This window comes from Modestobacter lapidis (genome assembly GCF_054780755.1).
Genome location: NZ_BAAGVS010000025.1, coordinates 20,858 through 43,299 on the forward strand (window position 1 = coordinate 20,858; position 22,442 = coordinate 43,299).

21 protein-coding genes and 2 pseudogenes are annotated in these 22,442 nt (G+C 75.5%); 9 read left to right on the plus strand and 14 right to left on the minus strand.

Translation table 11 applies throughout. From position 1 onward, the window contains the following. Window positions 1–559: 559 nt before the first annotated feature. Both ACYVG5_RS18430 and ACYVG5_RS18435 read left to right on the plus strand, forming a co-directional pair. The gene (locus tag ACYVG5_RS18430; RefSeq protein WP_222048519.1) at window positions 560–2,377 is read left to right on the plus strand and encodes a gamma-glutamyltransferase family protein; all 1,818 of its coding nucleotides are present in this window, start codon (window positions 560–562) and stop codon (window positions 2,375–2,377) included. A gap of 101 nt (window positions 2,378–2,478) precedes the next feature. After that, window positions 2,479–4,968 (plus strand): SpoIIE family protein phosphatase, encoded by a 2,490-nt coding sequence (locus ACYVG5_RS18435; RefSeq protein ID WP_222048521.1) that lies wholly within the window; start codon window positions 2,479–2,481, stop codon window positions 4,966–4,968. A 10-nt stretch (window positions 4,969–4,978) separates the two neighbouring features. On the opposite strand, the gene ACYVG5_RS18440 is transcribed toward ACYVG5_RS18435, so the two are convergent. Beyond that, on the minus strand, window positions 4,979–5,422 hold the full coding sequence (locus tag ACYVG5_RS18440; RefSeq protein ID WP_222048522.1) for an ATP-binding protein: 444 nt from the start codon (window positions 5,420–5,422) through the stop codon (window positions 4,979–4,981). A 349-nt stretch (window positions 5,423–5,771) separates the two neighbouring features. Here ACYVG5_RS18440 and fabG point away from each other — a divergent pair, with 349 nt between their 5' ends. Beyond that, a complete protein-coding gene (gene fabG, locus ACYVG5_RS18445) occupies window positions 5,772–6,527 on the plus strand; it encodes a 3-oxoacyl-ACP reductase FabG (RefSeq protein ID WP_222048524.1) in 756 nt (251 codons plus the stop codon). A gap of 110 nt (window positions 6,528–6,637) precedes the next feature. Here the strand turns inward: fabG and ACYVG5_RS18450 are convergent, their stop codons facing one another. The 9 genes from ACYVG5_RS18450 to ACYVG5_RS18490 all read right to left on the minus strand — a co-directional run bounded on the left by ACYVG5_RS18450 (window position 6,638) and on the right by ACYVG5_RS18490 (window position 15,765). Further along, a complete protein-coding gene (locus ACYVG5_RS18450) occupies window positions 6,638–7,417 on the minus strand; it encodes an SDR family NAD(P)-dependent oxidoreductase (protein WP_222048526.1) in 780 nt (259 codons plus the stop codon). Between the two features lie 9 nt (window positions 7,418–7,426). Beyond that, window positions 7,427–8,140 carry a DUF5701 family protein gene (locus ACYVG5_RS18455; protein WP_222048528.1) on the minus strand — a complete coding sequence of 238 codons (714 nt, stop codon included), beginning with the start codon at window positions 8,138–8,140 and terminating at the stop codon, window positions 7,427–7,429. A gap of 81 nt (window positions 8,141–8,221) precedes the next feature. Continuing rightward, window positions 8,222–9,526 carry an Nramp family divalent metal transporter gene (locus ACYVG5_RS18460; protein WP_222048530.1) on the minus strand — a complete coding sequence of 435 codons (1,305 nt, stop codon included), beginning with the start codon at window positions 9,524–9,526 and terminating at the stop codon, window positions 8,222–8,224. A gap of 95 nt (window positions 9,527–9,621) precedes the next feature. Further along, window positions 9,622–10,236 (minus strand): N-acetyltransferase, encoded by a 615-nt coding sequence (locus tag ACYVG5_RS18465; RefSeq protein ID WP_222048532.1) that lies wholly within the window; start codon window positions 10,234–10,236, stop codon window positions 9,622–9,624. Then, window positions 10,233–10,952, minus strand: a complete 720-nt coding sequence (locus ACYVG5_RS18470; protein WP_222048626.1) for a Mut7-C ubiquitin/RNAse domain-containing protein — start codon at window positions 10,950–10,952, stop codon at window positions 10,233–10,235. The genes ACYVG5_RS18465 and ACYVG5_RS18470 overlap by 4 nt, the downstream gene beginning before the upstream one ends. A 145-nt stretch (window positions 10,953–11,097) precedes the next feature. Then, window positions 11,098–11,754 (minus strand): alpha/beta fold hydrolase, encoded by a 657-nt coding sequence (locus ACYVG5_RS18475; protein WP_460683433.1) that lies wholly within the window; start codon window positions 11,752–11,754, stop codon window positions 11,098–11,100. Further along, on the minus strand, window positions 11,684–13,903 hold the full coding sequence (locus ACYVG5_RS18480; protein WP_222048536.1) for an HNH endonuclease signature motif containing protein: 2,220 nt from the start codon (window positions 13,901–13,903) through the stop codon (window positions 11,684–11,686). Before ACYVG5_RS18480 ends, ACYVG5_RS18475 begins: the two co-directional genes overlap by 71 nt. Before the next feature lie 66 nt (window positions 13,904–13,969). Beyond that, window positions 13,970–14,992 (minus strand): NADP-dependent oxidoreductase, encoded by a 1,023-nt coding sequence (locus ACYVG5_RS18485; protein ID WP_222048537.1) that lies wholly within the window; start codon window positions 14,990–14,992, stop codon window positions 13,970–13,972. Next, window positions 14,989–15,765 carry an SDR family NAD(P)-dependent oxidoreductase gene (locus ACYVG5_RS18490; protein ID WP_222048628.1) on the minus strand — a complete coding sequence of 259 codons (777 nt, stop codon included), beginning with the start codon at window positions 15,763–15,765 and terminating at the stop codon, window positions 14,989–14,991. The genes ACYVG5_RS18485 and ACYVG5_RS18490 overlap by 4 nt, the downstream gene beginning before the upstream one ends. Window positions 15,766–15,866: 101 nt before the next feature. Between ACYVG5_RS18490 and msrA the strand changes: the two genes are divergently transcribed. Continuing rightward, a complete protein-coding gene (msrA, locus tag ACYVG5_RS18495) occupies window positions 15,867–16,520 on the plus strand; it encodes a peptide-methionine (S)-S-oxide reductase MsrA (RefSeq protein WP_222048539.1) in 654 nt (217 codons plus the stop codon). Window positions 16,521–16,596: 76 nt separating this feature from the next. Beyond that, the gene (locus ACYVG5_RS18500; protein ID WP_222048541.1) at window positions 16,597–17,739 is read left to right on the plus strand and encodes a methyltransferase; all 1,143 of its coding nucleotides are present in this window, start codon (window positions 16,597–16,599) and stop codon (window positions 17,737–17,739) included. Between the two features lie 52 nt (window positions 17,740–17,791). On the opposite strand, the gene pucL is transcribed toward ACYVG5_RS18500, so the two are convergent. Genes pucL through uraD form a run of 3 tightly spaced genes read right to left on the minus strand, consistent with a single transcriptional unit; the run spans window position 17,792 to window position 19,568 of the window. Beyond that, window positions 17,792–18,712, minus strand: coding sequence for a factor-independent urate hydroxylase (gene pucL / locus ACYVG5_RS18505; RefSeq protein ID WP_222048543.1), 921 nt, complete (start codon window positions 18,710–18,712; stop codon window positions 17,792–17,794). Between the two features lie 35 nt (window positions 18,713–18,747). Beyond that, a complete protein-coding gene (gene uraH / locus ACYVG5_RS18510) occupies window positions 18,748–19,065 on the minus strand; it encodes a hydroxyisourate hydrolase (protein WP_222048544.1) in 318 nt (105 codons plus the stop codon). Continuing rightward, window positions 19,062–19,568, minus strand: coding sequence for a 2-oxo-4-hydroxy-4-carboxy-5-ureidoimidazoline decarboxylase (gene uraD, locus ACYVG5_RS18515; protein ID WP_460683434.1), 507 nt, complete (start codon window positions 19,566–19,568; stop codon window positions 19,062–19,064). The genes uraH and uraD overlap by 4 nt, the downstream gene beginning before the upstream one ends. A gap of 20 nt (window positions 19,569–19,588) precedes the next feature. Between uraD and ACYVG5_RS18520 the strand changes: the two genes are divergently transcribed. The 4 genes and pseudogenes from ACYVG5_RS18520 to ACYVG5_RS18535 all read left to right on the plus strand — a co-directional run bounded on the left by ACYVG5_RS18520 (window position 19,589) and on the right by ACYVG5_RS18535 (window position 21,905). After that, window positions 19,589–20,812, plus strand: a complete 1,224-nt coding sequence (locus ACYVG5_RS18520) for a DUF6986 family protein (protein ID WP_246630196.1) — start codon at window positions 19,589–19,591, stop codon at window positions 20,810–20,812. A gap of 62 nt (window positions 20,813–20,874) precedes the next feature. Next, a pseudogene (locus ACYVG5_RS18525) lies at window positions 20,875–21,084 on the plus strand (hypothetical protein); the annotation flags it as partial. A 194-nt stretch (window positions 21,085–21,278) separates the two neighbouring features. Next, window positions 21,279–21,398: pseudogene (locus ACYVG5_RS18530) on the plus strand (sensor histidine kinase); the annotation flags it as partial. Further along, window positions 21,381–21,905, plus strand: a complete 525-nt coding sequence (locus tag ACYVG5_RS18535) for an ATP-binding protein (protein WP_460683435.1) — start codon at window positions 21,381–21,383, stop codon at window positions 21,903–21,905. The pseudogene ACYVG5_RS18530 and the gene ACYVG5_RS18535, both read left to right, overlap by 18 nt. Before the next feature lie 93 nt (window positions 21,906–21,998). On the opposite strand, the gene ACYVG5_RS18540 is transcribed toward ACYVG5_RS18535, so the two are convergent. Beyond that, window positions 21,999–22,409: an STAS domain-containing protein gene (locus ACYVG5_RS18540; protein WP_222048548.1), complete on the minus strand. Its 411-nt coding sequence runs from the start codon at window positions 22,407–22,409 to the stop codon at window positions 21,999–22,001. Window positions 22,410–22,442: the final 33 nt, after the last annotated feature.

The window sequence follows — 22,442 nt, forward strand, 5'->3', positions numbered from 1 at the left end:
CACCGCTCGACACCGTCGTCGGCCTCCTGGCGCATCCCGGAACGCTCCTGCGGCGGGCCGCGGCCTGGGGCGCCGACGCCGAGGGCGAGCGGCTGAGGACCTACTGCCTGGCGACGGCGGGAGCCCCGGCCGCCCCGCGCCGCCGGCCCGCCCCGCGCCCCGCACCCGTAGCGGCCCGGCGCCCCGCCATCCAGCGGGCCGACCCCGCGCTCGAGGCCGCCCTCGCCCGGGCGGTCGACCTCTCCGTCGACCTGCTCACCACACCCACCCCGGCTGCCGGCACGCGTTCGCCGGTGCGGCAGCTGATGACCCGGCTGCGCACCGTCGCGCGGCGGGCCGGCGCCTGGGGCGCCGGGCCGGACGGCGAGCGGCTGGCGTGGAACCGCCCGGTACCGCCGCGGCGGTACCGGCTGACCCTGGTCGAGCTGCGCCACCGCGCTCCCGACGACGACGCCCCGGTGTCCCGTCCGGAGCTGCCGAGCACGCCGGCCGTGCCGTCGCGGCGGTGGCGGGGTTCGTCGAGCAGCGCGCCACAGCCGGTGGTCCTTAGGCTGGCTTCGTGTTCACGACGCGGCCGGAACTCGCCGGCACCTTCGGCATGGTCGCCGCCACGCACTGGCTCGCCAGCGCGGCGGGGATGGCGACCCTCGAGGCCGGGGGGAATGCCTTCGATGCGGCCGTCGCGGCAGGGTTCACCCTGCAGGTGGTCGAGCCCCACCTCAACGGCCCCGGCGGGGAGGTCCCGATCATCTTCGCCCGCGGAGGGCAGGGGCCAGGCGCGGGGGTCCCCGTCATCCTGTCCGGTCAGGGGGTCGCCCCCGCCGGCGCGAGCATCGAGGCCTTCACCGACCTCGGTCTCGGGCTGGTCCCCGGCACCGGTCTCCTCGCCGCGACCGTCCCCGGCTCCCTGGGAGCCTGGCTGACGCTGCTGCGGGACCACGGCACCCTGCCGCTGGACGCCGTCCTGCGCTTCGCCATCGAGTACGCCGAGTCCGGTCACCCGCTCCACCCACGGGTGTCCGCGACCGTCGCCTCGGTCTCCGAGCACTTCCGCACCCATTGGCCTACCTCGGCCGCCACCTGGCTCGCCCCCGACGGAGCACCCCCCGCCGCCGGTCGCCTGTTCCGCAACCCGGTCCTCGCCTCGACCTACCGCCGCCTGCTCGACGCAGCGCGCGGTCCCACTCGAGAGGCATCGATCGACGCGGCACTCGCGGCCTGGTACACGGGGTTCGTCGCCGAGGCGATCGACGAGTTCTGCCGGTACCCGGCGATGGACGACTCCGGTCGTCGCCACCGCGGGTTTCTGACCGGGCACGACTTGGCCAGCTGGACGGCGACGTACGAGCCGCCGGTCACGCTGGACTGGCAGGGGTGGACGCTCGCGAAGGCCGGGCCGTGGTCGCAGGGGCCGGCGTTGCTCCAGGCGCTCGCGCTGCTCGACGGCGTTCCCGCGGCCGGTCCGAACGCTCGGTACGCCTCCGCCGTCCCCGACGCCGCGCTCGTCCACGCGAGCGTCGAGGCGGTGAAGCTGGCGATGGCCGATCGTGAGGCCTGGTACGGGGACGACGCCGGGGTGCCGGTGGACGACCTCCTGTCCGCCGGGTACAGCACGGAACGGCGGGCGCTCATCGGCGACCGGGCCAGCAGGGAACTGCGGCCCGGCTCGCCCGGTGGGCGCCCGCCCAGGCTGCCGAGGTTCGTCACCGACGCCTCGGCCCGGGTGCACCCCGCACCCGGCACGCTCGCCGGCGTCGGCGAGCCCACCGTCGACGTCCGCGGCACCACCCGCGGCGACACCTGCCACGTCGACGTCGTCGACCGCTGGGGCAACATCGTCTCGGCCACCCCGTCCGGTGGCTGGCTGCAGAGCTCGCCGGTCATCCCGTCCCTGGGCTTCCCGCTGGGCACCCGGGCGCAGATGTTCTGGCTCGAGCCCGGCCTGCCCAACTCGCTGGTGCCGCGCAAGCGGCCGCGCACCACCCTGACGCCGTCCCTCGCGCTGCGCGGCGGGGTCCCGGCGCTGGCGTTCGGCACCCCCGGCGGCGACCAGCAGGAGCAGTGGCAGCTGTGCTTCTGGCTGGCGCACACCGTGGGCGGGCTCGACCTGCAGGCGGCCATCGATGCGCCGGCCTGGCACACCACGGCCTTTCCGTCGTCCTTCCACCCCCGGGACAGCACGCCCGGTGAGGTGGTCGTGGAGTCCCGGATCGGCGAGCCGGTGATCTCGGACCTGCGCCGGCGCGGGCACGACGTCACCGTCACCGACGCCTGGTCGCTGGGCCGGCTCTCGGCGGTGTCGCGCGATCCGGAGACCGGGGTGCTGGGCGCCGGGGCCAACCCGCGCGGGATGCAGGGCTACGCGGCGGGGCGCTGAGCCGGTGGCCGGGCGCCCCGGCCCACCAGGCAGAATCGGGGACGACGAGTGCGGGCAGTCACCCGCCCATCGCGCAGGCGGGGGAGAGGCGGGCACCGATCATGTCACCGCTGAACCCCGCCCGGATCGCGGCTGCCCAGCGGCTCGTGACCGCGGGAACCGGTTCCCGCGGTGTCCAGCACCTGACCGAGCTGGCCGCGCGGCTGCTCGGCACCCCGGGCGCAGGGGTGTCGGTGGTGGGTGCGGTGCAGACCGTGGCCGCTGCGACGGGATGGAACGGGGGCTCGATCGGGGCCGAGGTCCCGCTCGCCGACTCCTTCGGCGCGCAGGTGGTGGCGGCCCGCGGGCCACTCGTCGTCGACGACGCGCGAACCGATCCGCGGCTGGCCGGGCTCCCGTCGGTGGTCAGCGGCGACGTCGTCTCCTACCTGGGGGCCCCGCTCCTGAGCAGCAGCACCGGCCTGATCGTGGGCGTGCTCGCGGTGTTCGGCCCCGAGCCCCGGCCGTGGGCCGACACCGACGTCGCGCTGCTCACCGAGCTCGCCGTCCCGGTGGCCACCGAGCTGGAGTACGCCGCCGTCGTCAGCGAGTTCGAGGCCGGCAAGCTCCGCTGGGGGCTGGCCATCGACGCCGCCGGCATCGGCAGCTTCGACTGGGACCTGGTCACCGGCACGCTCTTCTGGGACGACCGGCTCCTGACGCTCTTCGGGTACGAGCAGTCCGGCTTCTCCCAAACCATCGAGGCGTTCACCGCCCGCCTGCACCCGGACGACGTGGAGCGGGTCACCGAGGCGCTGCAGGCCGCGATCGACAGCTGCGGCACGTTCGACGCCGAGTACCGGGTGGTGCTGCCCGGCGGGGACACCCGCTGGGTGCAGGGCCGGGGCCGGGCGCTGGCGGACGAGCGGGGCGTCGCCGTCCGGCTCCTCGGCGCCGGCTACGACACCACGGCCCAACGGCACGGCGACGCCCGGGTGGCCCGCGTGCTCGAGTCGATGCCCTCCGCCTTCTTCTCCCTCGGCCGCGACTGGACGTTCACCTACGTCAACGCCGAGGCCGAGCGGCTGCTCGGCCGGAACAGGGACGAACTGCTCGGCGGCAGCATCTGGGGGCTGTTCCCCGCGGCAGCCGACAGCGTCTTCGAGGAGCAGTACCGCGGTGCGGCGGCCTCCGGGGAGCTGGCGGTGTTCGACGCCTACTACCCGCCACCGCTGGACAGCTGGTACGAGGTGCGGGCCTGGCCGGGCCCGGATGGGTTGGCGGTCTACTTCCTGGAGATCACCGAGCGACGGGCGGCCCAGGAGCGGGCCCGCCGCACCGCGGAGCGGCTCTCGCTCATCGCCGAGGTGACCGCCGCGTTCTCCGCCGGCCTCGACCAGCAACGGCAGACCGCCGAGGCACTGGGCGTGCTGGCCCGCGCGGTGGTGCCGGTCCTCGGTGACTGGGTGATCGTCAGCGTGCTGGAGGAGGGGGACCGGCTGCGCGACGTCGCCAGCTGGCACCGGGACGCCGAGCTGCGCCCCGCTGCGGCGCGGTACGCCGAGCTGCGGCTGGCTGCGCTCAGTTCCACCGCGCCGATCGTCGCGGCGCTGAGCACCGGTGAGGTCAGGATCGTCGACGACGTGGGCGCGGCGGTGGGCCGGACGCTGCCGCCGGGCGAGGTGAGCGACGCCTTCTGGGAGCTGGCGCCACGGACGGCGGTGGCCCTGCCGCTGGTCGCCCGCGGCCGGACCGTGGGGGCGCTGAGCGTCTACCGCGCCGCCGACCGGGCGCCCGCCGACGCCGAGGACATCGCCACCATCCGCGAGGTCGCCGACCGCACGGCCCTGGCGCTGGACAACCTGCGGCTGTACGAGCAGCAGCGGCAGATGGCCGAGGACCTCCAGCGCAGCCTGCTCACCGAGCCGGTCCAGCCCGAGCACGCGCAGATCGCCGTCCGGTACTCCCCGGCCGTCCGGGCCGCGCACGTCGGGGGCGACTGGTACGACGCCTTCGTGCAACCCGACGGGGCCACCATGCTGGTGATCGGCGACGTCGTCGGGCACGACACGGTGGCTGCCGCGGCGATGGGCCAGTTGCGCGGGCTGCTGCGCGGCATCGCCTTCCGCGGCGGCGCGGGGCCGGCCGAGGTGCTCGGCGACCTCGACCGGGCGATGCAGGGGCTGCAGGTGCACACGCTGGCCACGGCGGCGATCGCCCGGTTCGAGCAGTCCGACGAGGAGCGCGCCCAGGGCGTGGTCCGGCTGCGCTGGTCGAGCGCGGGGCACCCGCCGCTGATGGTGCACGACCCCCACGGCGCGGTGACGGTGCTGGGCGGTGAGCGCTTCGACCTGCTGCTCGGGGTCGACCCGCGCACCCGGCGGCAGGAGCAGGAGCTCCTCCTGGCGGGCGGGAGCACGGTGCTGCTCTACACCGACGGGCTCGTCGAGGGGCGCGACATCCCCCTGGACGACGGCGTGGACCAGCTGCGGGCGCTCTTCGCCGAGCTGGGCGGGCGGCCGCTGGAGGAGCTGTGCGGCGGGCTGGTCGAGCGGTTGCGCCCCGGCGGTTCGGACGACGACGTGGCGCTGGTCGCCATCCGGCTGGACTGACTCCGGGGTCTCAGCGGCGGGGCAGCAGGGCCCAGACGCTCTTGGTGTCCGCCTCGAGGTGCCAGCCGTGGGCGTCGGACATCTCGGCGATCAGGTACAGCCCGAGGCCGCCCTGGCTCGGGTCACGCCCGATGGCGGGCTGCGGTGGCCGGGTGGGGGCCTCGTCGCACACCTCGACGAGCCACGCCCCTCCGGCGGGCTGCACCCTGGCCCGGACCCCGCCACCACCGTGGCGCAGCGCGTTGGAGGCCATCTCGTCGAAGGCCAGGACGACGGCCTCGTTCAGCTCCGCCGCAGCCGGGTCCTGCTGGTCGGACGCCGCCGCCAGGCCGGCGCGCAGCTGGGCGCGGGCCCTCGGCAGTTCGGAGACGTGGGAGAACTCCCAGTTCCAGCCGCCCGTGGCCGGTGGCGGTGCGGAGGAGGGCCACCGGAGCCGGGCGGGATCGCCGGTCACGGCGCCACCTCGCTGCCCTCCGCCGGCGGGAGGTGCCCCCAGCTCGTCGGTTGCGCGCCCGGGGGCGCTCCGTCCAGGTGTGACCTCGCAGGCTCGGTCACACCGTCTCCTCGCACTCCGGCCGTCGGATACTCGACGGCGACCTACTGTCTTGGCACGTTCGGAGCCCGGCAAACCCGATCCGGGGTGTGACTCCCGCCTCAGGAACGTTCCCACGGCCACCGGCCGGGCCGGCGGCCGCCCCGCCGACGGCAGGGCAGGCGGATACGGTCGGCCCGGGCACACGGCCCGCACCGGGCCCCACACCGGGCCCCGCACCGGGCTTCCGACACCTCACCAGGGAGACGCAGTGGCAGAGCACAGGACGGCGATCGTCACCGGGGCAGCGCGCGGGATCGGCGCGGCCATCGCACGGCGGTTCGCGCAGGACGGCATGGCGGTCGCGGTCCTCGACCTCGACGAGGGCGCCTGCGCCGGCACGGTCGAGGCGGTCACCTCCGCCGGCGGCGAGGCGCTCGCGGTCGGGGCCGACGTCGCCGACGAGGCGTCCGTGGCTGCGGCGGTCGAGCGGGTCGCCCAGGAGCTCGGCGCCCCCACCGTGCTGGTGAACAACGCCGGGATCACCCGGGACAACCTGCTGTTCAAGATGAGCGTCAGCGACTGGGACGCCGTGCTGGGCGTGCACCTGCGCGGGGCGTTCCTGATGACCCGGGCGGCGCAGAAGCACATGGTCGAGGCAGAGTTCGGCCGGATCGTGAACCTCTCCAGCGTCTCGGCGCTCGGCAACCGGGGCCAGGTGAACTACTCCGCGGCCAAGGCCGGCATGCAGGGCTTCACCAAGACCCTGGCCTTCGAGCTGGGCCGCTGGAACGTGACCGCCAACGCCATCGCCCCCGGGTTCATCGAGACCGAGATGACGGCGCAGACCGCCGAGCGGGTCGGCGTGCCGTTCGAGCAGTTCAAGGAGATGGCGGCCAAGCAGATCCCGGTCGCCCGGGTCGGCCAGCCCGAGGACATCGCGCACACCGCGTCGTTCCTGGTGAGCGAGGGGGCCGGCTTCGTCTCCGGCCAGGTCATCTACGTCGCCGGCGGTCCCCGCGACTGAGCACCTGGTCGTCCTCCGGACTCCGACCGCGTCCAGGTGCCGTCCCGGCTGACGTCGAGCGTGTCCTGGCCCGGCGAGGAGGAGCCTCCGGTCCCGTCCTCGCCGGGCCATCAAGCCTGGCCTGCAGTGGGGTCCTTCGTCAGACCCCGCCGGGCCAGCTGGGCGGTGAGCGCCGTCCAGGCCCGGGCCGGCACCAGCCGGGCCAGTTTCATGCCCACCGCCATCGGCAGCGGGAAGACGACTTCCGCCCGGTCGCGGGCGATGCCGTCGGCGATGGCGCGGGCGGCCACCGCCGGCTCCACCCGGAACGGCATCGGGAAGCGGTTGCGCTCGGTCATCGTGGTGCGGACGAAGCCGGGATTTACCGTCTGGACGATGATGCCGCGCCCGGCGAGCGAGCCCCGCAGGCTCTCGAACAGGCTGATCAGGGCCGCCTTGCCGGCGTTGTAGGCCTCCGATCCGGGGATGCCGCGGTAGCCGGCGACCGAGGCCACGCCCACGATGCGGCCCCGCCCGGCGGCGAGCATCGCCGGGACCACCGCCTCCAGGGAGTGGACCGCGCCCAGCACGTTGACCTGCAGGTGGTCGGCGAACAGCTGGCTGTCCCAGGGGTCGACGACGAACTCCGACCAGGTCCCGGCGTTGAGGACGGCGACGTCCAGCCCGCCCAGCGCCGCGCGCACCGCGGCGCCGGCCGCCACCGTCGCGGACCGGTCCGTCACGTCGACCTGGACGGCGACCATCCGGTCCCCGGCCACCTCCGCGAGCCGGTCCGCCCGGCGGGCGCTGACCGCCACGTGCGCGCCGCGGTCGGCGAGCTCGCGGGCGAGGGCTGCGCCGATCCCGCTCGACGCGCCGGTGATCCAGATCCGGGCTCCCGCGATCTCCACGCGCGCGGCTCAGGCGCCGGCGTTGGCCGGTGCCAGCGGCGACGTGCCCGTGCCCGCCGAGGTCGGCGAGCCGCCACCGGCCTGAGCGGGGATCAGTGCCGTCCGCCCGGTGGCGGAGGCGAAGCCGAGCCAGGTGTGCCGGTTGCCCGCCCAGCACCAGCCGACCTTGGGGGCGCCCCGCCGCGCCGCGCCGTCGCGGCCGGTGCCGTTGCTCAGCCAGAGCGCCGGGGTGCGGGCGTCGAGCCGGCCGTCGGGCTTGCGGAGGCGGGAGCCGATCGTCATGAAGCAGTGGTTCCGCTCCAGGGCCTCGGGCTGCTGGAGCAGCCAGTGCAGGCCCTCGGTGAGGGTGAGCGGGCTGCGGCCTCGGCCGGTGATGTCCGGCAGGGCCTCGTCCGGGCTCCGGTTGGCCAGCTCGTCGCCGCGGTCGGGGGCATCGACGGCGTACCCCGGCCCGGCCGGGAGGATCACCTGCTCGATCGGGCCGAAGGAGTCGACGTCGGTCATGTCCGTCACGACGAAGCCCCGCTTCCCGTGCCGCTCCACGAGCTCGGCGAGCCGGGAGGCCGGGGCGAGGTCGGGGTGGACGACGAGCAGGGCGCCGTCGCGGGGGCCCGCGGCCGCCGCCGCATCGTGGAGCCCGGCGGGGGAGAGCCCGGCGATCTCGTGCACCCCCAGGTCGATCAACCGGTCGGCCTGGTCGGTCAGCGGGGGCAGCGGCAGCACGGGGAACCTCCGGGGAGTGGGCGGTCCGTGCTCAACGCGGTCCACCCGCCGGTGGTTCCCGGCCGTGCTCCGGCACCCTGCTCAGCCCAGGACGACGTCGACCAGCAGGTAGCCGTTCAGCCCGATGATCAGCGCGGCGACCAGCGATCCGGCCAGCGTGGTGGCGCGCCGGTTCACCCAGCCGCCCATCAGGTCCTTCCGCGAGGTCAGCCACAGCAGCGGTACCAGCGCGAACGGGATGCCGAAGGACAGCACGACCTGTGACCAGACCAGCGCCGTCGTCGGGTCGCCGCCCAGGCCCAGCACCAGCAGCGCCGGGGCCAGGGTGATCAGCCGGCGGGTGAGCACCGGGATGTGCCGGCGGAGGAAGCCGGCCATGACCACCTGGCCGGCGTGCGTGCCGACCGAGGAGGCCGCGAACCCCGACGCCAGGAGGGCGAGGGCGAAGGCCAGCGCGGCGCCGGTGCCCAGCTGGTCGCCGAGGCCGGCGTGCACGCTCTCCAGCGAGGTGATCTCGGCGTCCCCGGTGAACAGCTGGGCGGCGATCACCAGCATCGCGGCGTTGACCAGACCGGCCAGCCCCATGGCCAGCAGGACGTCGATCCGCTGGGCGCGCAGCAGCCTGCCCCGCCCGGCCCTGCTGCGGCCGGCGGTGACGGCGTCGCCGTAGCGGCCCGGGGTGAGCGCCGAGTGCACGTAGATGACGTGCGGCATGACCGTCGCGCCGAGGATCCCGGTCGCCAGCAGCAGGCTGTCGGTGCCGGCGAAGCTGGGGACCATCCCGGAGGCGACCCCGCCCGGGTCGACCCCGGAGTTGACCAGCGTGTAGCCGAAGCCCAGGCCGATCACCAGCAGCAGCCCGGCGATCACCCGCTCGAACGGCCGGTGGCCCCGGGACTGTGCGGCCAGCAGCACGAAGGCCACGATCGCGGTGATCACGCCGCCCACCGGCAGTGGCACCCCGAAGAGCAGGTTCAGCGCGACCGCCCCGCCGACGATCTCGGCGAGGTCGGTGGCGATGGCGACGGCCTCGGCCTGCCCCCACAGGCCCCACACCACCGGCCGTGGCAGCCGCTCCCGGCAGCAGGTCGCCAGGTCGCGCCCGGTGGCCAGGCCCAGCTTGGCGGTGAGCGTCTGGATCAGCATCGCCATCAGGTTCGCCGCGACGATCACCCAGAGCAGCGTGTAGCCGAACGAGGCGCCGCCGGCGAAGTTGGTGGCGAAGTTCCCCGGGTCGACGTAGGCGACCGCGGCCACGAACGCCGGCCCGAGCAGCGGCCACAGCCGCCGCTTGGTGGGCTGCTCCGGGGCGGGCGCCGGGGGGCGGGTGCGCGTGCGGGGAAGCGTGCTGGGGAGGACGGCGGCCTCGGTCTTCGACAGGTACACAGGGACCTCGCGGGGGCGATCAGGTGGGCGGTCGCTCCTGGTCTGCCCGCGTCGCCCGGTCCGCCCGGGCCGACCTCTGGCCCGCGGGGGTCAGGTCAGGCTTCCCTGGGCTGCGGTTCGCGGACCAGCGTCCAGACCGGCAGCTCGTGGTCGACCGCGCTGCGCGCGGCGTTCGTGACGGCGAAGCCCAGCCGCTCGAACCAGCGGACGACGTTCGAGGTGTAGGCGTTCAGCGCGGCGGGGACGCCGTCGGCATCGCACCGGTCGAGCACCGGCTGCAGCACCGCGGCGCCCCGGCCGGCGTGCCGGGCCGCCGGGCGGGTGCCGACGGCGTCGAGCCACCAGTGCGGCGCCGCCGGCCGGCCGGTCGCGGCCAGTTGCTCGGTGGCCAGCACCACCCGGTGCCGGCTGCCGAAGGCCTTGGGCAGGTCGCGGTCGAGCACCGCCTGCAGGTCCGCGGCCGGTGCGGGCGCGCCGGGGGCGGTCCAGGCAGCGACGGCGGCGCAGTCGTCGGTGACCCACGTCGTGCCGGCGTCGACGCCGGCCAGCCCGGCGCACACCTCCGCCCAGCGGTGCAGCCGCTGCGCCCGGCCGTCCTCGGGGAAGGCCCACGACGTCCAGCGGTAGTCGGGGTAGGCCGCGGCCAGGCTGGCGGCCAGCCGGGGGACGTCCGGCCGGGTGGCCGGCCGGACGACGAGGGGGGCGATCATCCGCCGATCAGACCATGCGCCCGGGCCGTCGCCGCGCGGACCACCGCGTCGATGCGGGTGGCGTGCGCGCCGCGCCAGTAGACGCGCCGGCACTGCGTGCACCGGGAGAAGTCCTCGACCGTGCGCCGGGTGCCCGGCTCGAGCTGCGCGAGCACCTCGGCCTTCGGCGCGGGCTCCAGCGGCCCGTTGCAGGCGGCGCACCGGGTGAGGGGGGCCAGGGCCGGGGCGAAGCGGTCGAGCACGTCCGCGAGCTGGTCGTCGGGCCGGCTGCCGCGCACCAGGGCGCCGTGCGACAGGGCCCGCCGCATGAGCAGCCCACGGTCCTGGGTGAGCAGCACCCGGTGCTCGGCGGCCGCCTGCTCGACGAGCGAGGGGTCGTCGGCGTCGTTCGACCAGGCGGCGTCCAGCCCCAGCAGCCGGAGCCGGCGGGCGAGGGTGCCCAGGCCGACGTCGAGCAGGAAGCCGCCCGGCGGCACCGGTCGTGGCCGGACGACGGGCTCGACGTCGAGGACGGCCCGCAGGCCCGGCCGGGTGGCGCGCCCGACCGGCGCGCCGCCCAGCCGTACGGCGCCGACCTCGGTCAGCGGCACCCCGGCCGCCTGGACGAGGTGACCGACGGTGGCGTCGGCGTCGGCGGGCAACGGCCGCGCACCGGCCGCCCGGTACCGCGGCGGGAGCAACCACCGCAGGTCCGGGTCGACCCGCACCACGACCATCGGGATCACCCGGCGACGACCCGCGGCGTCATCATCTTCGGAACCCCTGCCGGCACTGGCGCACGGGAGGCCTCCATGGGCGTGCCGTACCCCGCGGTCGCCCCGGGAACCTGCCCGGGGCCGCGGCGCGTCAGGTCGTCACCGGTCAGAGCGGAACGGCCAGGCCCTCCGGGGACGGCTGACGGAGGGCCGTCGCGATGTCCTCGCGCATCGGCTCGAGGCCTGCGCCGGCGAGGACGACGTCCCGGGTGAAGGTGTGCCAGCGGTGCGCGCGACGCAGCATGCTGTGCCCGCCGGGCAGGGTGAAGCGGGCGACCCGGGCGCCGGCCCGGCGGGCGCGGACCCCGAAGTCGGCGGAGAGCCGGGCCGGGACCCAGCGGTCGCCGCGGCCGTGCAGGATCGCCACGGTCTGGTCGCGCAGGTGCATGACGGGCTCGCCCGGCGGGGTCCAGGGTGCGAGGGCGCAGACCGCGGTCACCTGCGGCTCGCCACCGGCGCGCAGCGCCGCCCGGCCACCCATCGAGTGACCGACGAGGACGATCGGCACGTCGCGGCCGTGCTGCTCGCGGAGCTGATCGAGTGACCAGCGGACGTCCTGGTAGGCGTCGGCGGCCTCGCCGTTCCATCCGGCGAGCCGGTAGCGGACGAGCGCGGTGGCGATGCCGCGATCGGCGGTGCTCCGGTGCACGAACTGCTCGATCGCCCGGATGCGCGCGACCGACAACGCGCGTTCACGGGGCGGCTCGACGCTGGCGGCGGTGCCGCCGTGGCAGAACAGGACGATGCCGCGGGTCTCGCCCACCGCGGGGCGCTGCTCGAGTACGGGAGTGTCCACGGGGTCCTTCGGATCGCGGTGCCGGGTGGTTCAGCGGTGCCGGGTGGTTCAGCGGCGGCGGCCGCCGCGCAGCCGGTCGCGGGCGCGGTCGCCGAGGGCGCCGGCCTTGAGCAGGCCGTTGCTGATGGTCGAGGGCCCGTTGCGGCGCTGCAGTGCCTCCCCGATCCGTCGCAGCAGTCCGCTGGCCAACGGGACCACGACGGTGAGGATGACCCAGGTGCGGAAACGGCGGGTGAGGAAGAGCCACATGCACCGGGACTGCCCCGAACCTGCCGCCGCCAACCGAGGCCCCCTGCCGGAGCTCCTCCGAGCGATCCGGGTCAGAAGGGTGGGTCGTCCGGTGGGGCTGCATCCGGTGGTGGCGGTGCCGTGCCGGGGATGTCTGCTGCGGGTGGGCCGTCGATCGAGTCGTCGTCGGTGCCGTAGCGGGGTGGGTGGGTGGTGCGGGTCTGGCCGGTGGGGGTGGTCCAGTGCAGGCCGCCGCGGGGAGGGCGCGGACCTGCCAGCCGGGGGCCTGGTGGCTGAGGCGGTGGTGGTGGCGGCACAGGCTGCAGAGGTTGTCGGCGGTGGTGTCGCCGTGTGGCCAGGGGGTGGTGTGGTCCAGGTCGCAGCGTTGGGCGCGGGCGCGGCAGCCGGGGAAGCGGCAGCGGCGGTCGCGGTGCCGGATGAAGGTTTCCAGGGCGTGGCCGGGCCGGTAGCCCGGTGTGGGTGGTGGCGGCCCGAGCCCGTGGCCGGCGCGGGCGGCAGCGCGGAGGCCGGTGGCGTCGGTGAGGCAGACCAGGGCGCCGGTGTGCTGGTCGACCAGGGCGAGGTGCGGGCGGTGGGCCAGTGCGGTGCCGCTGGTCGAGCGGGTGCCCAGCAGGTCGGCGAGTGCGGCGCGGCGCGCGGCGGGCTCGGTATCAGCGGGCGCGGCGCCCGGTTCCTGGGCATCGGGCTGGTCCGCGTCCTCGGCCGGCATCAGGCCGAGCGCGGCGGCGAGCTGGCGGACCATCGCGGCGGGGATCAGGTCGCCGTCGACCTCGCCGGGTTCGCCGGCGCCGGGGTGGTTGCCGCCCAGCAGGGTGCCTACGGCCGCGACGAGGGTGAGCCGGGCCTGGACGGGGGGCATGCCATGCTCTCCCGGGCGCAGCACCAGGTCGGCCAGGCAGTCGGCCATCCGCTGGGCCCTGGTCCGCTCGTCCCCGGGAGTGGTCGCGGTGTCGGCGTACCGGCCCAGCGCGTCGTGCACCGCGCGGGCGACCGGCAGCGGCAGCACCGCGGCCAGGGTGCTCATGCCGTCCTCCCCCGGGTACAGGACGACCCGCCGTTCCCGGGCCGCGGCCGCGACCCGCCGGGTGACCGCCTGCGCGTCCAGCCGGGCCACCACCCGCCGGGCGGCCTCGCGCAGCTGGGGCGGGGTCTTGCCGGCCACCCGGGCCAGCAGCCGGGCCTCGGCCTCGGCGCGCACCGGCTCCTCGCGTAGCGGGGCGATCAGGTCGCACATCACCCGCACGTGCGCCCAGCTGATCCGGCCCTCCGCCAGCGCGGTCAGGGTGGCCGGTAGCGCGTCGACCAGCTGCAGTGACTGGGCCAGCAGCACCGACGCCGCCGTAGCGGTGGTGCTCAACGCGACCGCGACCTCATCGACCGCCCACTCGCTCACCCCGGCCAGCACCGCCGGGCGCGCGGCGCGGGTGGCCGCCGCGGCCGCACCCACCTCGGCGTCGGGCCGGTCCAGGGACACCGGCCGGGACCGGGCGAACGCGGCCAGCGCGCGGGCCTGCCGGGCCTGCTCCCGCCCGATTCCCGCCTGCGCCGCCCGCACCTGGTCCAACGCCGCCGCCCCGGCCGCGAACTGCGCATCCCACTCCAGCGCACCGGGCAGGAAACCATCGTCGGCATCGGTGGCAGCAGTTGCGGCGGCGGCAGCAGTTGCGGCGGCAGCGCCTGGCTCGACGAGGGGACCAGCAACGCCCGGGGGAACTGCGCGGTGCCACGGGAAGTCCTCGGCCAGCTCCACCTCGACCACCGGCCGCCCGACCACGACCGGTGTCACCGAGGCCAGCAGCCGGCGCAGCTCCTCCTCGAACGACACGCCGGACCGCGGGGTCAGGGCGGCGGCGTCATCGTCGAACACATGTTCGAGGATACGCTCTCAGCGGCTCCCCGACCAGTGGGAACAGGACCTGTGCACAGTCGGGTGTCAGCCCGGATCTGCAGCCAGCCGGACGATCATCTTCCCGGTGTTCCCGCCGCCCAGCAGGTCCTGGAACGCCGCCACGGCGTTGTCCAGCCCGTCGACCACCGTCTCGCGCGCCACCAGCGAGCCGTCCCGCAACCAGCCGGACGCCGTGGCCACGAACTCGGGTCGCAGGTCGCTGTGCGAGCCGACGATGAAGCCGCGCAACGACAGTTGCCGGCCCACGATCTGCCACAGGTTCCGGGCGCCGGGCTGCGTCCCCTCCGCGTTGTAGCCGGAGATCGCCCCGCACAGCGCCGCCCGGCCGAACGTCCGGAACGCCTCGATGGCCGCCTCGAGGTGCTCGCCGCCGACGTTGTCGAAGAAGACGTCGATCCCGTCGGGTGCCGCCGCCGCGAGCAGGTCGGCGACGGCGCCGTCGTGGTAGTCGAAGGCGGCGTCGAAGCCCAGGTCATCGGTCAGCCAGCGGACCTTCTCCGGCGTCCCGGCGCTGCCGATCACCCGCGCCGCCCCGCGGAGCCGGGCGAACTGCCCGACCACGCTGCCCACCGCGCCGGCCGCACCGGACACGAACACCGTGTCACCGGCCCGGAAGTCGGCCAGCCGGAACAGCCCGGCCCAGGCCGTCAACCCCGGCATGCCGAGAACACCCAGGTAGAGGGACAGCGGCAGGCCGGGCAGCGGTGCCACGACCGTGACGGCCGACGCATCGAGGACCGCGACGTCCCGCCAGCCGGAACCGTGCAGCACCAGCGCGCCCTCCGGCACGGCCTCCGCCCGGGAGGCGACGACCTGGCCCACCGTGCCGCCCTGCATGGTCTCGCCGAGCTCCCACGACGGGGCGTACGACTTCGTCGCGCTCATCCGGCCGCGCATGTACGGGTCGACCGACATCGCGATGCTGCGGACGACGACCTGCCCCGGCACCGGATCCGGCCGGGAGGTGGCGACCAGCCGGAAGTCCTCGGCCACCGGCATGCCCTGCGGACGGCGGACGAGCTGCCACTCCCGGGTCGGGACGCTCACCGCGGGAAGTCCGGCTCGTTGCGGGGCACCACGAAGACCTCGGGCACGAAGCTCGTGGTGGGCATCGTCACCATGGTCAGCACCATCCGCGCGACGTCGCCGGGCGGCATCATCCGGTGCTCCGGGATGCCCCAGCGCTCCATCATCGGGGTGTCCATCGCCGCCGGCACGATGCTGTGCACCCGCGCGGGAAACGGCGTCTCGGCGCCGTCCGGGCCGACCATCGCCTTCTCCCGCAGCTCCCGCTGGATGCACCGGGTCGCGCTGCGGAAGGCGGCCTTGGAGCTGTTGTAGGCGATCGCGCCGCTGCCCGAGGTCACCGCGGACAACGACGTCACGTGGACGACGTCCGCCGTCGTGCCGGCCGGCCGGTGCTGCACCACCTTGAGGAACTCGCTGGTCAGGAAGACCGGCCCCTCGCAGTTGACCGCGTGCACCATCCGGTAGTCGGCCAGGTCGATGTCGGTGACGTAGCCCGGCCGGTCGATGCCGGCCACGTTGACCAGCAGGTCGAACCGGTCGCCGTGCCGGTCGAACAGGTCGGCCACCACCCGGCGGCGCACGGCGTCGTCGGTGACGTCGAGCCCGACGACCTCCGCGGTGCCGCCGGCCTCCGTGACGGCCTTCGCCGTTCGCTCGGCCCCCGGGGTGTCGATGTCGCCGAGGACGACGCTCGCCCCGGCCCCGGCCAGCGCCGTCGCGACCGCCCGCCCGAGTCCGCTCGCCGCTCCGGTCACCAGGGCCACCCGGCCCGCCAGCCCGTCCGTCGTCATCCGCTCCGACCTCCTCGCCGCCGGGCGCGCTCGCGCCCGGTCCTCGTCGGTCACCTTCGCCCAGACCGCCGACGGTTGCAGGACGGACCTACAGTTGGGCCATGTTCTTCTCCCGCGCCAAGACCCAGCCGGTCACCGCGGAGGACGCCCTGGCCGGCCGCCCGGAGCCGCTTCCGCACGTCCCCGAGGTGCACGCGGTCAACGGCAACCGCATCCAGCCCCCGTTCCCCGACGGCATGCACACCGCGGTCTTCGCCGCCGGCTGCTTCTGGGGCGTGGAGAAGGTGTTCTGGGAGCTCCCGGGCGTCTACTCCACCGCCGCGGGCTACGCCGGTGGTCACACGCCCAATCCCACCTACGGCGAGGTGTGCTCGGCCGGCACCGGGCACGCCGAGGTCGTCCTGGTCGTCTTCGACCCGGCGGTGACCTCCTACGAGCAGCTGCTCAAGGCGTTCTGGGAGGACCACGACCCGACGCAGGGCATGCGCCAGGGCAACGACGTCGGCACCCAGTACCGGTCGGCGATCTACCCGCAGGGCCCGGACCAGGAAGCAGCTGCCAAGCTCACCCGCGACCGCTACCAGGAGCGGCTGACGGCGGCCGGCTACGGCGAGATCACCACCGAGATCGCCCCGCTCGACGCCTTCTACTACGCCGAGGCCGAGCACCAGCAGTACCTGTACAAGGTGCCCAACGGCTACTGCCCGGTGCACTCGACGGGCGTCTCCTGCCCGGTGGGCCTGCCGGGGGTGTGAAGGAGGACCCCGTCCTCCCCACCCCTCGCAAGCTCGCGGCGGTGCCCTGGACGGGGCCTGAGGCAGAGTGGGCGACGTGACCGCCGACCACTCCGCCCCCGCTCACGCAGACTTCTTCACCCAGCTGCGGCGGGCCCCGGACGTCGAGGCGCCGGAGCTGGTCGCCGTCGACGCCACCGACCGCCTCCTGCTCGACGAGGCGGCCGCTGAGCTCGCGGCGCACCCGGCGGACGTCGCCGTCATCGACGACTCGCACGGTGCCCTGACCCTGGGTGCCGGTGAGCTCCACGGCGCGACCGGCGTCCGGGTGCACCAGGACCTGCTGCTCGGTGAGCTGGCGCTGGCCGCCAACGCCGAGCTGACGGGGCGGGCCGGCACGTACCGGTCGCTGCCGCTGGGCGCCGACCTGGTGCGTGGCGCGCGGGTGGTGCTGGCCAAGGCCCCGAAGAGCCTGGACGCCCTGCGGGAAATCGCCGAGGTCGTGGCGGCCGGCGCCGATCCGGGCGTCACCCTCTACGTCGGGGCGCGGGTCAAGCACATGACCCGGGCGATGAACGACGTCCTCGGCGACTGCTTCACCGACGTCTCCGCGACCCTGGCCCGGCAGAAGTCCCGCGTGCTGGTGGCCCGCGGCCCGCGCCCGGTGGCGCCGTCCTTCCCCCGCTGCCGTGCGCACGACGACCTCGGCGTCACCCTGTGCGCGCACGGCGCCGCGTTCGCCGGCAACAAGGTCGACCGCGGCACCCGCGCGCTGCTGGCCGCGCTGCCGGAGGCGGTGCCCGACGCCGCGAGCGCCGTCGACCTCGGCTGCGGCACCGGCCTGCTGGCCGTCGCGCTGGCCACCGCCCGCCCCGGCCTGACCGTGCTGGCCACCGACCAGTCGGCGGCCGCGGTCGTCTCCGCGACGGCCACGGTCGCCGCGAACGCGCTGGCCGGCCGGGTCGCGGTCACCCGGGACGACGCCGCCTCGGCCGTCCCCGACGCCAGTGTCGACCTGGTGGTCTGCAACCCGCCCTTCCACCTCGGCGTCGCGGTGCACGCCGCGGCCGCCGAGCGGGTGTTCGCCGCTGCCGGCCGGGTGCTGCGACCGGGCGGCGAGCTGTGGTGCGTCTACAACTCGCACCTGCCGCACCGCGAGGCGCTGCGCCGGCTGGTCGGGCCGACCCGGCAGGTCTCGCGTGACCCGGTCTTCACCGTCACCGCCGCCACGAAACGCTGAGCGGGCCCTCCACCCCGGGCCCGAACCCGCCGCCGGCCACTGCCCGGCCGGCTCAGCAGAACCCGGGCGTGCCCAGCCAGGCCACCGTGGCCGGCGGGACGTCGTCGCGCAGCACGCTGCCCTCGATCAGCCCGTACGGCCGGTCGGCGGCGTGGTAGACGACCGCTCCCAGCTGCCCCTCCAGGTGGTTGTCCAGGCCGAAGGCCGAGAGGTCGGCCAGGAAGTGGTGCCTGTTCGGCATCGACATCCGCACCTCGGCGACCTGCGGGTGCCGCTCGAGCACCGCCTCGCCCATCGCGTAGAGCGTCTGCTGCAGCGCCAGCGAGTGGGTGGCGGCGAAGGTCTCCAGCAGCGTCGTCCGCACGCCGGCGAAGGCGTCGTCCCAGGGCAGGTCGGTGGACGTGTACCGCCAGCGCGCGGTCACCGCGGTGGCCAGGATCCGGTCGCTGGTGCCGGGCAGGGTCGTGTACCGGTCGCGGGGGAAGCCCCGGAACTCCGAGCCGGTGGTCTTGAGGACGACGAGGTCGGTGAGCCCGGCGAGCACGTGGAGGCCGGGGCCGGGGCCGGAGGAATCCGCGGTGACCACCGCCGTCCGTACCTCGCCGCCGGTGCGGGAGAACGCGTGGTCGTGCGGCTGCCCGCCGACGGCGATCCGGTCCCAGCCGTAGGACTCCACCGCCACCCGCGCGCCGGTGATCCACTCCTGCGCGCCGGTGAAGTGCCGGGCCAGCCGCAGCGCGAAGGACTCCGGCGTGCCGATCCCGTCGCGGGCGAAGGCGAGGACGGTGTTCTTCTGCGTGTCCGTGGTGAGCACGTGGGCGTTGTCGCCGGCGGTGTGCGCCGCCGTGAAGTCGCCGCGCAGGCTGGTGGAGACGTTGAGGTCGACCAGGGAGTGCCGCGGCGTGGCGCGGTCGACCGCGACCACCCGGACCTCGGCCTTCCCGTACTGGTTGGGTCCGAGGACGATCGCCATGAGGGCAGCCTCCCATCGTCGTTGCGGGTTCTTGCTCAGCTGCCCCGGTACGTCGAGTAGGCGAAGGGGCTGAGCAGCAGCGGCACGTGGTGGTGGTCGGCGGGCTCCCGGACGGTGAAGGTGAGCACCACCTCCGGGTAGAACGTCTCGCGGCCCTGCCCGGCGAACCAGGCGCCGGTGCCGAACACCAGCCGGTGCACGCCTGCTCCCGTGTCGCCCTCGGCCAGCCGGCACCGGCCGTCGGCGTCGGTGGCCCCCGTGGCCAGCTGCTCGTCCCCCGCGTAGAGCGCGACGGCGACCCCCGTCGCGGGGTGGCCGGTGACGGAGTCCAGGACGTGGGTCGACACGCTCATGGGTCGAGCATCCCCCGCACCCGGATCCCGGTGATCTGCGCCAGCTGCTCGGTCACCTCGGCCCGTTCCTGCTCGGGCGAGTTGCCCAGCCGCCGTTGCAGCTCGGCGAGCATCTCCGGCGCCGTCCGCCCGGCCGCGCGGATCAGGAAGACGGTGCCGAACCGCTCCTCGTAGGCGCGGTTCCCCTCGGTCATCGCCGCCCGCAGCTCGTCGTCGGCCGCGCCCATCCCGCTCTGCTCGCGACGGGAGGCCGCGGCCTCCGCCGAGGAACCGGCCACCCGGTCGCCGATTCGTGGGTGCGCGGCCAGCGCGGCGGTGACCTCGTCCCAGCCCAGCGACCGGCTGACCGCCTCGGCGCGTGCGACCAGCGCCTCCCCGGTCGGGTACGGGCGGCCGGCCAGGACCTCGACCGCGAAGCGGGGCGCTGCGCTGCACGCCCGCAGCACCTCCGCGGCGCGCCCGCCCGGCGCGGCGTTGAAGCTGTCCAGGGAACTGTGCGGCACGGCTGCGAGGATGCCAGGACATGATGCGGGCTATGGTTCCCGAGGAGCTGCTCGTCGAGCTCGACCGCCGGCTCGAGCCCGTCGACGCCGCGCGGCTGGCCGCCTATCCCGGGGAGTCGCCGGACCGGCAGCCGGTGCACACCTGCTACGTGCCGGCCGACGCCGTCGTCCCCGGGCTCAGCACCGCCTGGGGGACGGCGGCGCTCGCCGCGCTCGACGAGCACGGCCTGCCCGACCTCGGGCTCGACCCCGCGCTGGTCGACGAGGTGCTGCCCCGGGTGCGGGCCAAGCTGGCCACCGAGCCGGTGGAGGACCTGCGGGTCGACGCCGAGGACGGCTACCGGGGCGGGCCCGGCGCCGAGGACGGCGACGTCCGCGCCGCCGCCGCGGTGCTCGCCGCCGAACCCGTGCGGCCGGCCTACCTGGGCATCCGGGCCAAGTCGCTGGAGGGCCCGACCCGGCGCCGCGGCGTGCGGACCCTCGACCTGTTCCTGGTCGGTCTGGCGGGCTCGGGCCGGCAGCGGGCGATCGTCACCCTGCCCAAGGTCACCGCCGCCGAGCAAGTGGCCGCCTTCCTGCCGGTCCTCGACGCGCTGGAGCAGTCCGCGGGGCTGGGGCTGGACCTGGAGCTGCAGGTGGAGACCCCGCAGGCCGTGCTCGGCGCGGACGGGACGACGACGCTGGCCCGCATGCTGCACGCCGGCGGCGGCCGGGTCACCGGCCTGCACCACGGCACCTACGACTACAGCGCCTCGCTCGGGATCGCCGCGGCCCACCAGTCCGCCGACCACCCCGCGGCCGACGCCGCCAAGCAGGCCATGCAGGTCGCGGTGGCCGGCACCGCGGCGCGGGCGGTCGACGGCTCCAGCAACGTGCTGCCGGTGGGCGAGCGCGCGCAGGTGCACGCCGCCTGGGTGCTGCACGCCGGGCTGGTCCGCCGTGCGCTGGAGCGCGGCTTCTACCAGGGCTGGGACCTGCACCCGGCCCAGCTGGTCACCCGGTACGTCGCCACCTACGCGTTCTTCCGCGCGGCGCTGCCGGCCGCGGCCGCCCGGCTGGACGCCTACGTGCACGAGGTGGCCGGTGGCGTGCTCGACGAGCCGGCCACGGCCCGGGCGCTGGCCACGGTGGTGCTCCGCGGCCTGGACTGCGGCGCGCTGGACGCCGGCGAGGTGCAGGTGGCCACCGGCCTCGACCGGGCCGGGCTGGACCGGCTGGCGGGGCGGCGTTCCGGCGCGGGCTGACGACACGCTCCTGACCACTTGGGGAGGGGTCGGGGGTGACGGGCCGCTCGGCGTCGTTGAGAATGCGAGCAATTGTGTCTGCCCGTTTCGTGCTCGAGAGGTCGCAGCCCGTGGTCGGAGGTTCCGTGGTTCCCCCGGGAGCTGACGCCTGCGGGCACCACCACGCCGCGCTCCTGGTCGACTCACCGGACGAGCTGCTCGCCGCCGTCGTGCCCTTTCTCGACGCCGGGCTCAGCGCCGGCGACCTGGTGGTGCTCGCCTGCTCCCCCGAGCGGGAGGACCAGGTCCGCGGTGCGCTGGGACACCGGGGTGACGGCCTGTCCGCCGAACCGCGGGTGGCCCTGCTGGACACCCGCGCGCCGGACGCGGTCATCGCCACCAGGGCGCTGCTCGCCAGGCTGGGGGAGACCCGGTCGGGTCGGATGCGGATCCTGGGCGACCCCGGTTCGGGCCCGCGCCCCGCAACTGGCGGGAGGGTCAGCGGTACGAAGCGGTGGTCAACGTCCTGCTCGCCCGGTCGCCGATCGACGCGATGTGCGTCTACGACCGGCAGGTGCTGCCCACCGAGGTGGTCGACAGCGCCCTGGCCACCCACCCGGGGCTGGTCGGTGGCGGGGTTCTCCAGGTCAACCCGGCGTTCCAGGAACCCGCGGCCTACCTGGCGCAGCTGCCGCTGCCCCGCGAGGTGCTGGAGGACACGCCGCCGCTGTTCGCCGTGGAGAGCGCGCGTGCGCTGGCGCCGCTGCGCCACCAGCTCGCCGCCGTCCTGGCCACCTGCGTGCTCGACCGGGACCGCGGCGAGGACATGCACCTGGCGGTCAGCGAGATCGCCGCCAACGCCTTCCGGCACGGCGTCCCCCCGGTGTCGGCCCGGGTGTGGGCCGACGAGGGCCGCGTCATCTGCACGATCTCCGACCGGGGAACCGGCTACCGCGACCCGCTGGCCGGGTTCCAGCCCGCCCACGGCGCCGACCTGTCGCGGGGCGGCATGGGGCTGTGGCTGGCCCGCAAGCTCTGGGACCACGTGGACCTCGTGCCCGGCCCGGGCGGCCTCACCGTCCGGCTCAGCTCCGCGCTCCACCCCGGGCGCTGAACCGACCCCGACGGGTCACTCGTCGCTAGGCTGGCCGACCTGCTGCGCCGCTTCCTCGTCACGCTGGGCCGGGTGCCGCGGGAGACCTGAGGGTCAGAACTGGTCGTGCCCCTCCCGGCGGTCGAGCACGGTGAACCGGTGCCACAGGCCGGACAGCTGCAACGGCTTGATGACGGCGATGCTCTCGACCGCCAGCGCGAGCTCGATGCCGCGCGGCTGGGCCAGCTTCTGCAGCTGCACCAGCGCGGCGATCCCCGCCGAGTTCAGGAATGACACCTCGCAGAGGTCGAGCTCGACCCGTGTCAGCGGCGTCCGGCTGAGCATGAGGTCGGTCAGCTCGCGCACCAGGGGGCGCCGGGCGGTGTCGGTGAGCTCACCGACCACCTCGATCCGGGCGGTGGCGCCGTCGCGGGTGCAGGTCACGGTGACGTTCGGGGGCCCGTGCTCGGGCCCGGTCGCTGGTCCGGCGGCGTCCGGCTGCGTTGCCCGGGGAGGCTGCTCCATGAGCGGCTGTGTGCCCGGCCGGTCGTCGGTTCA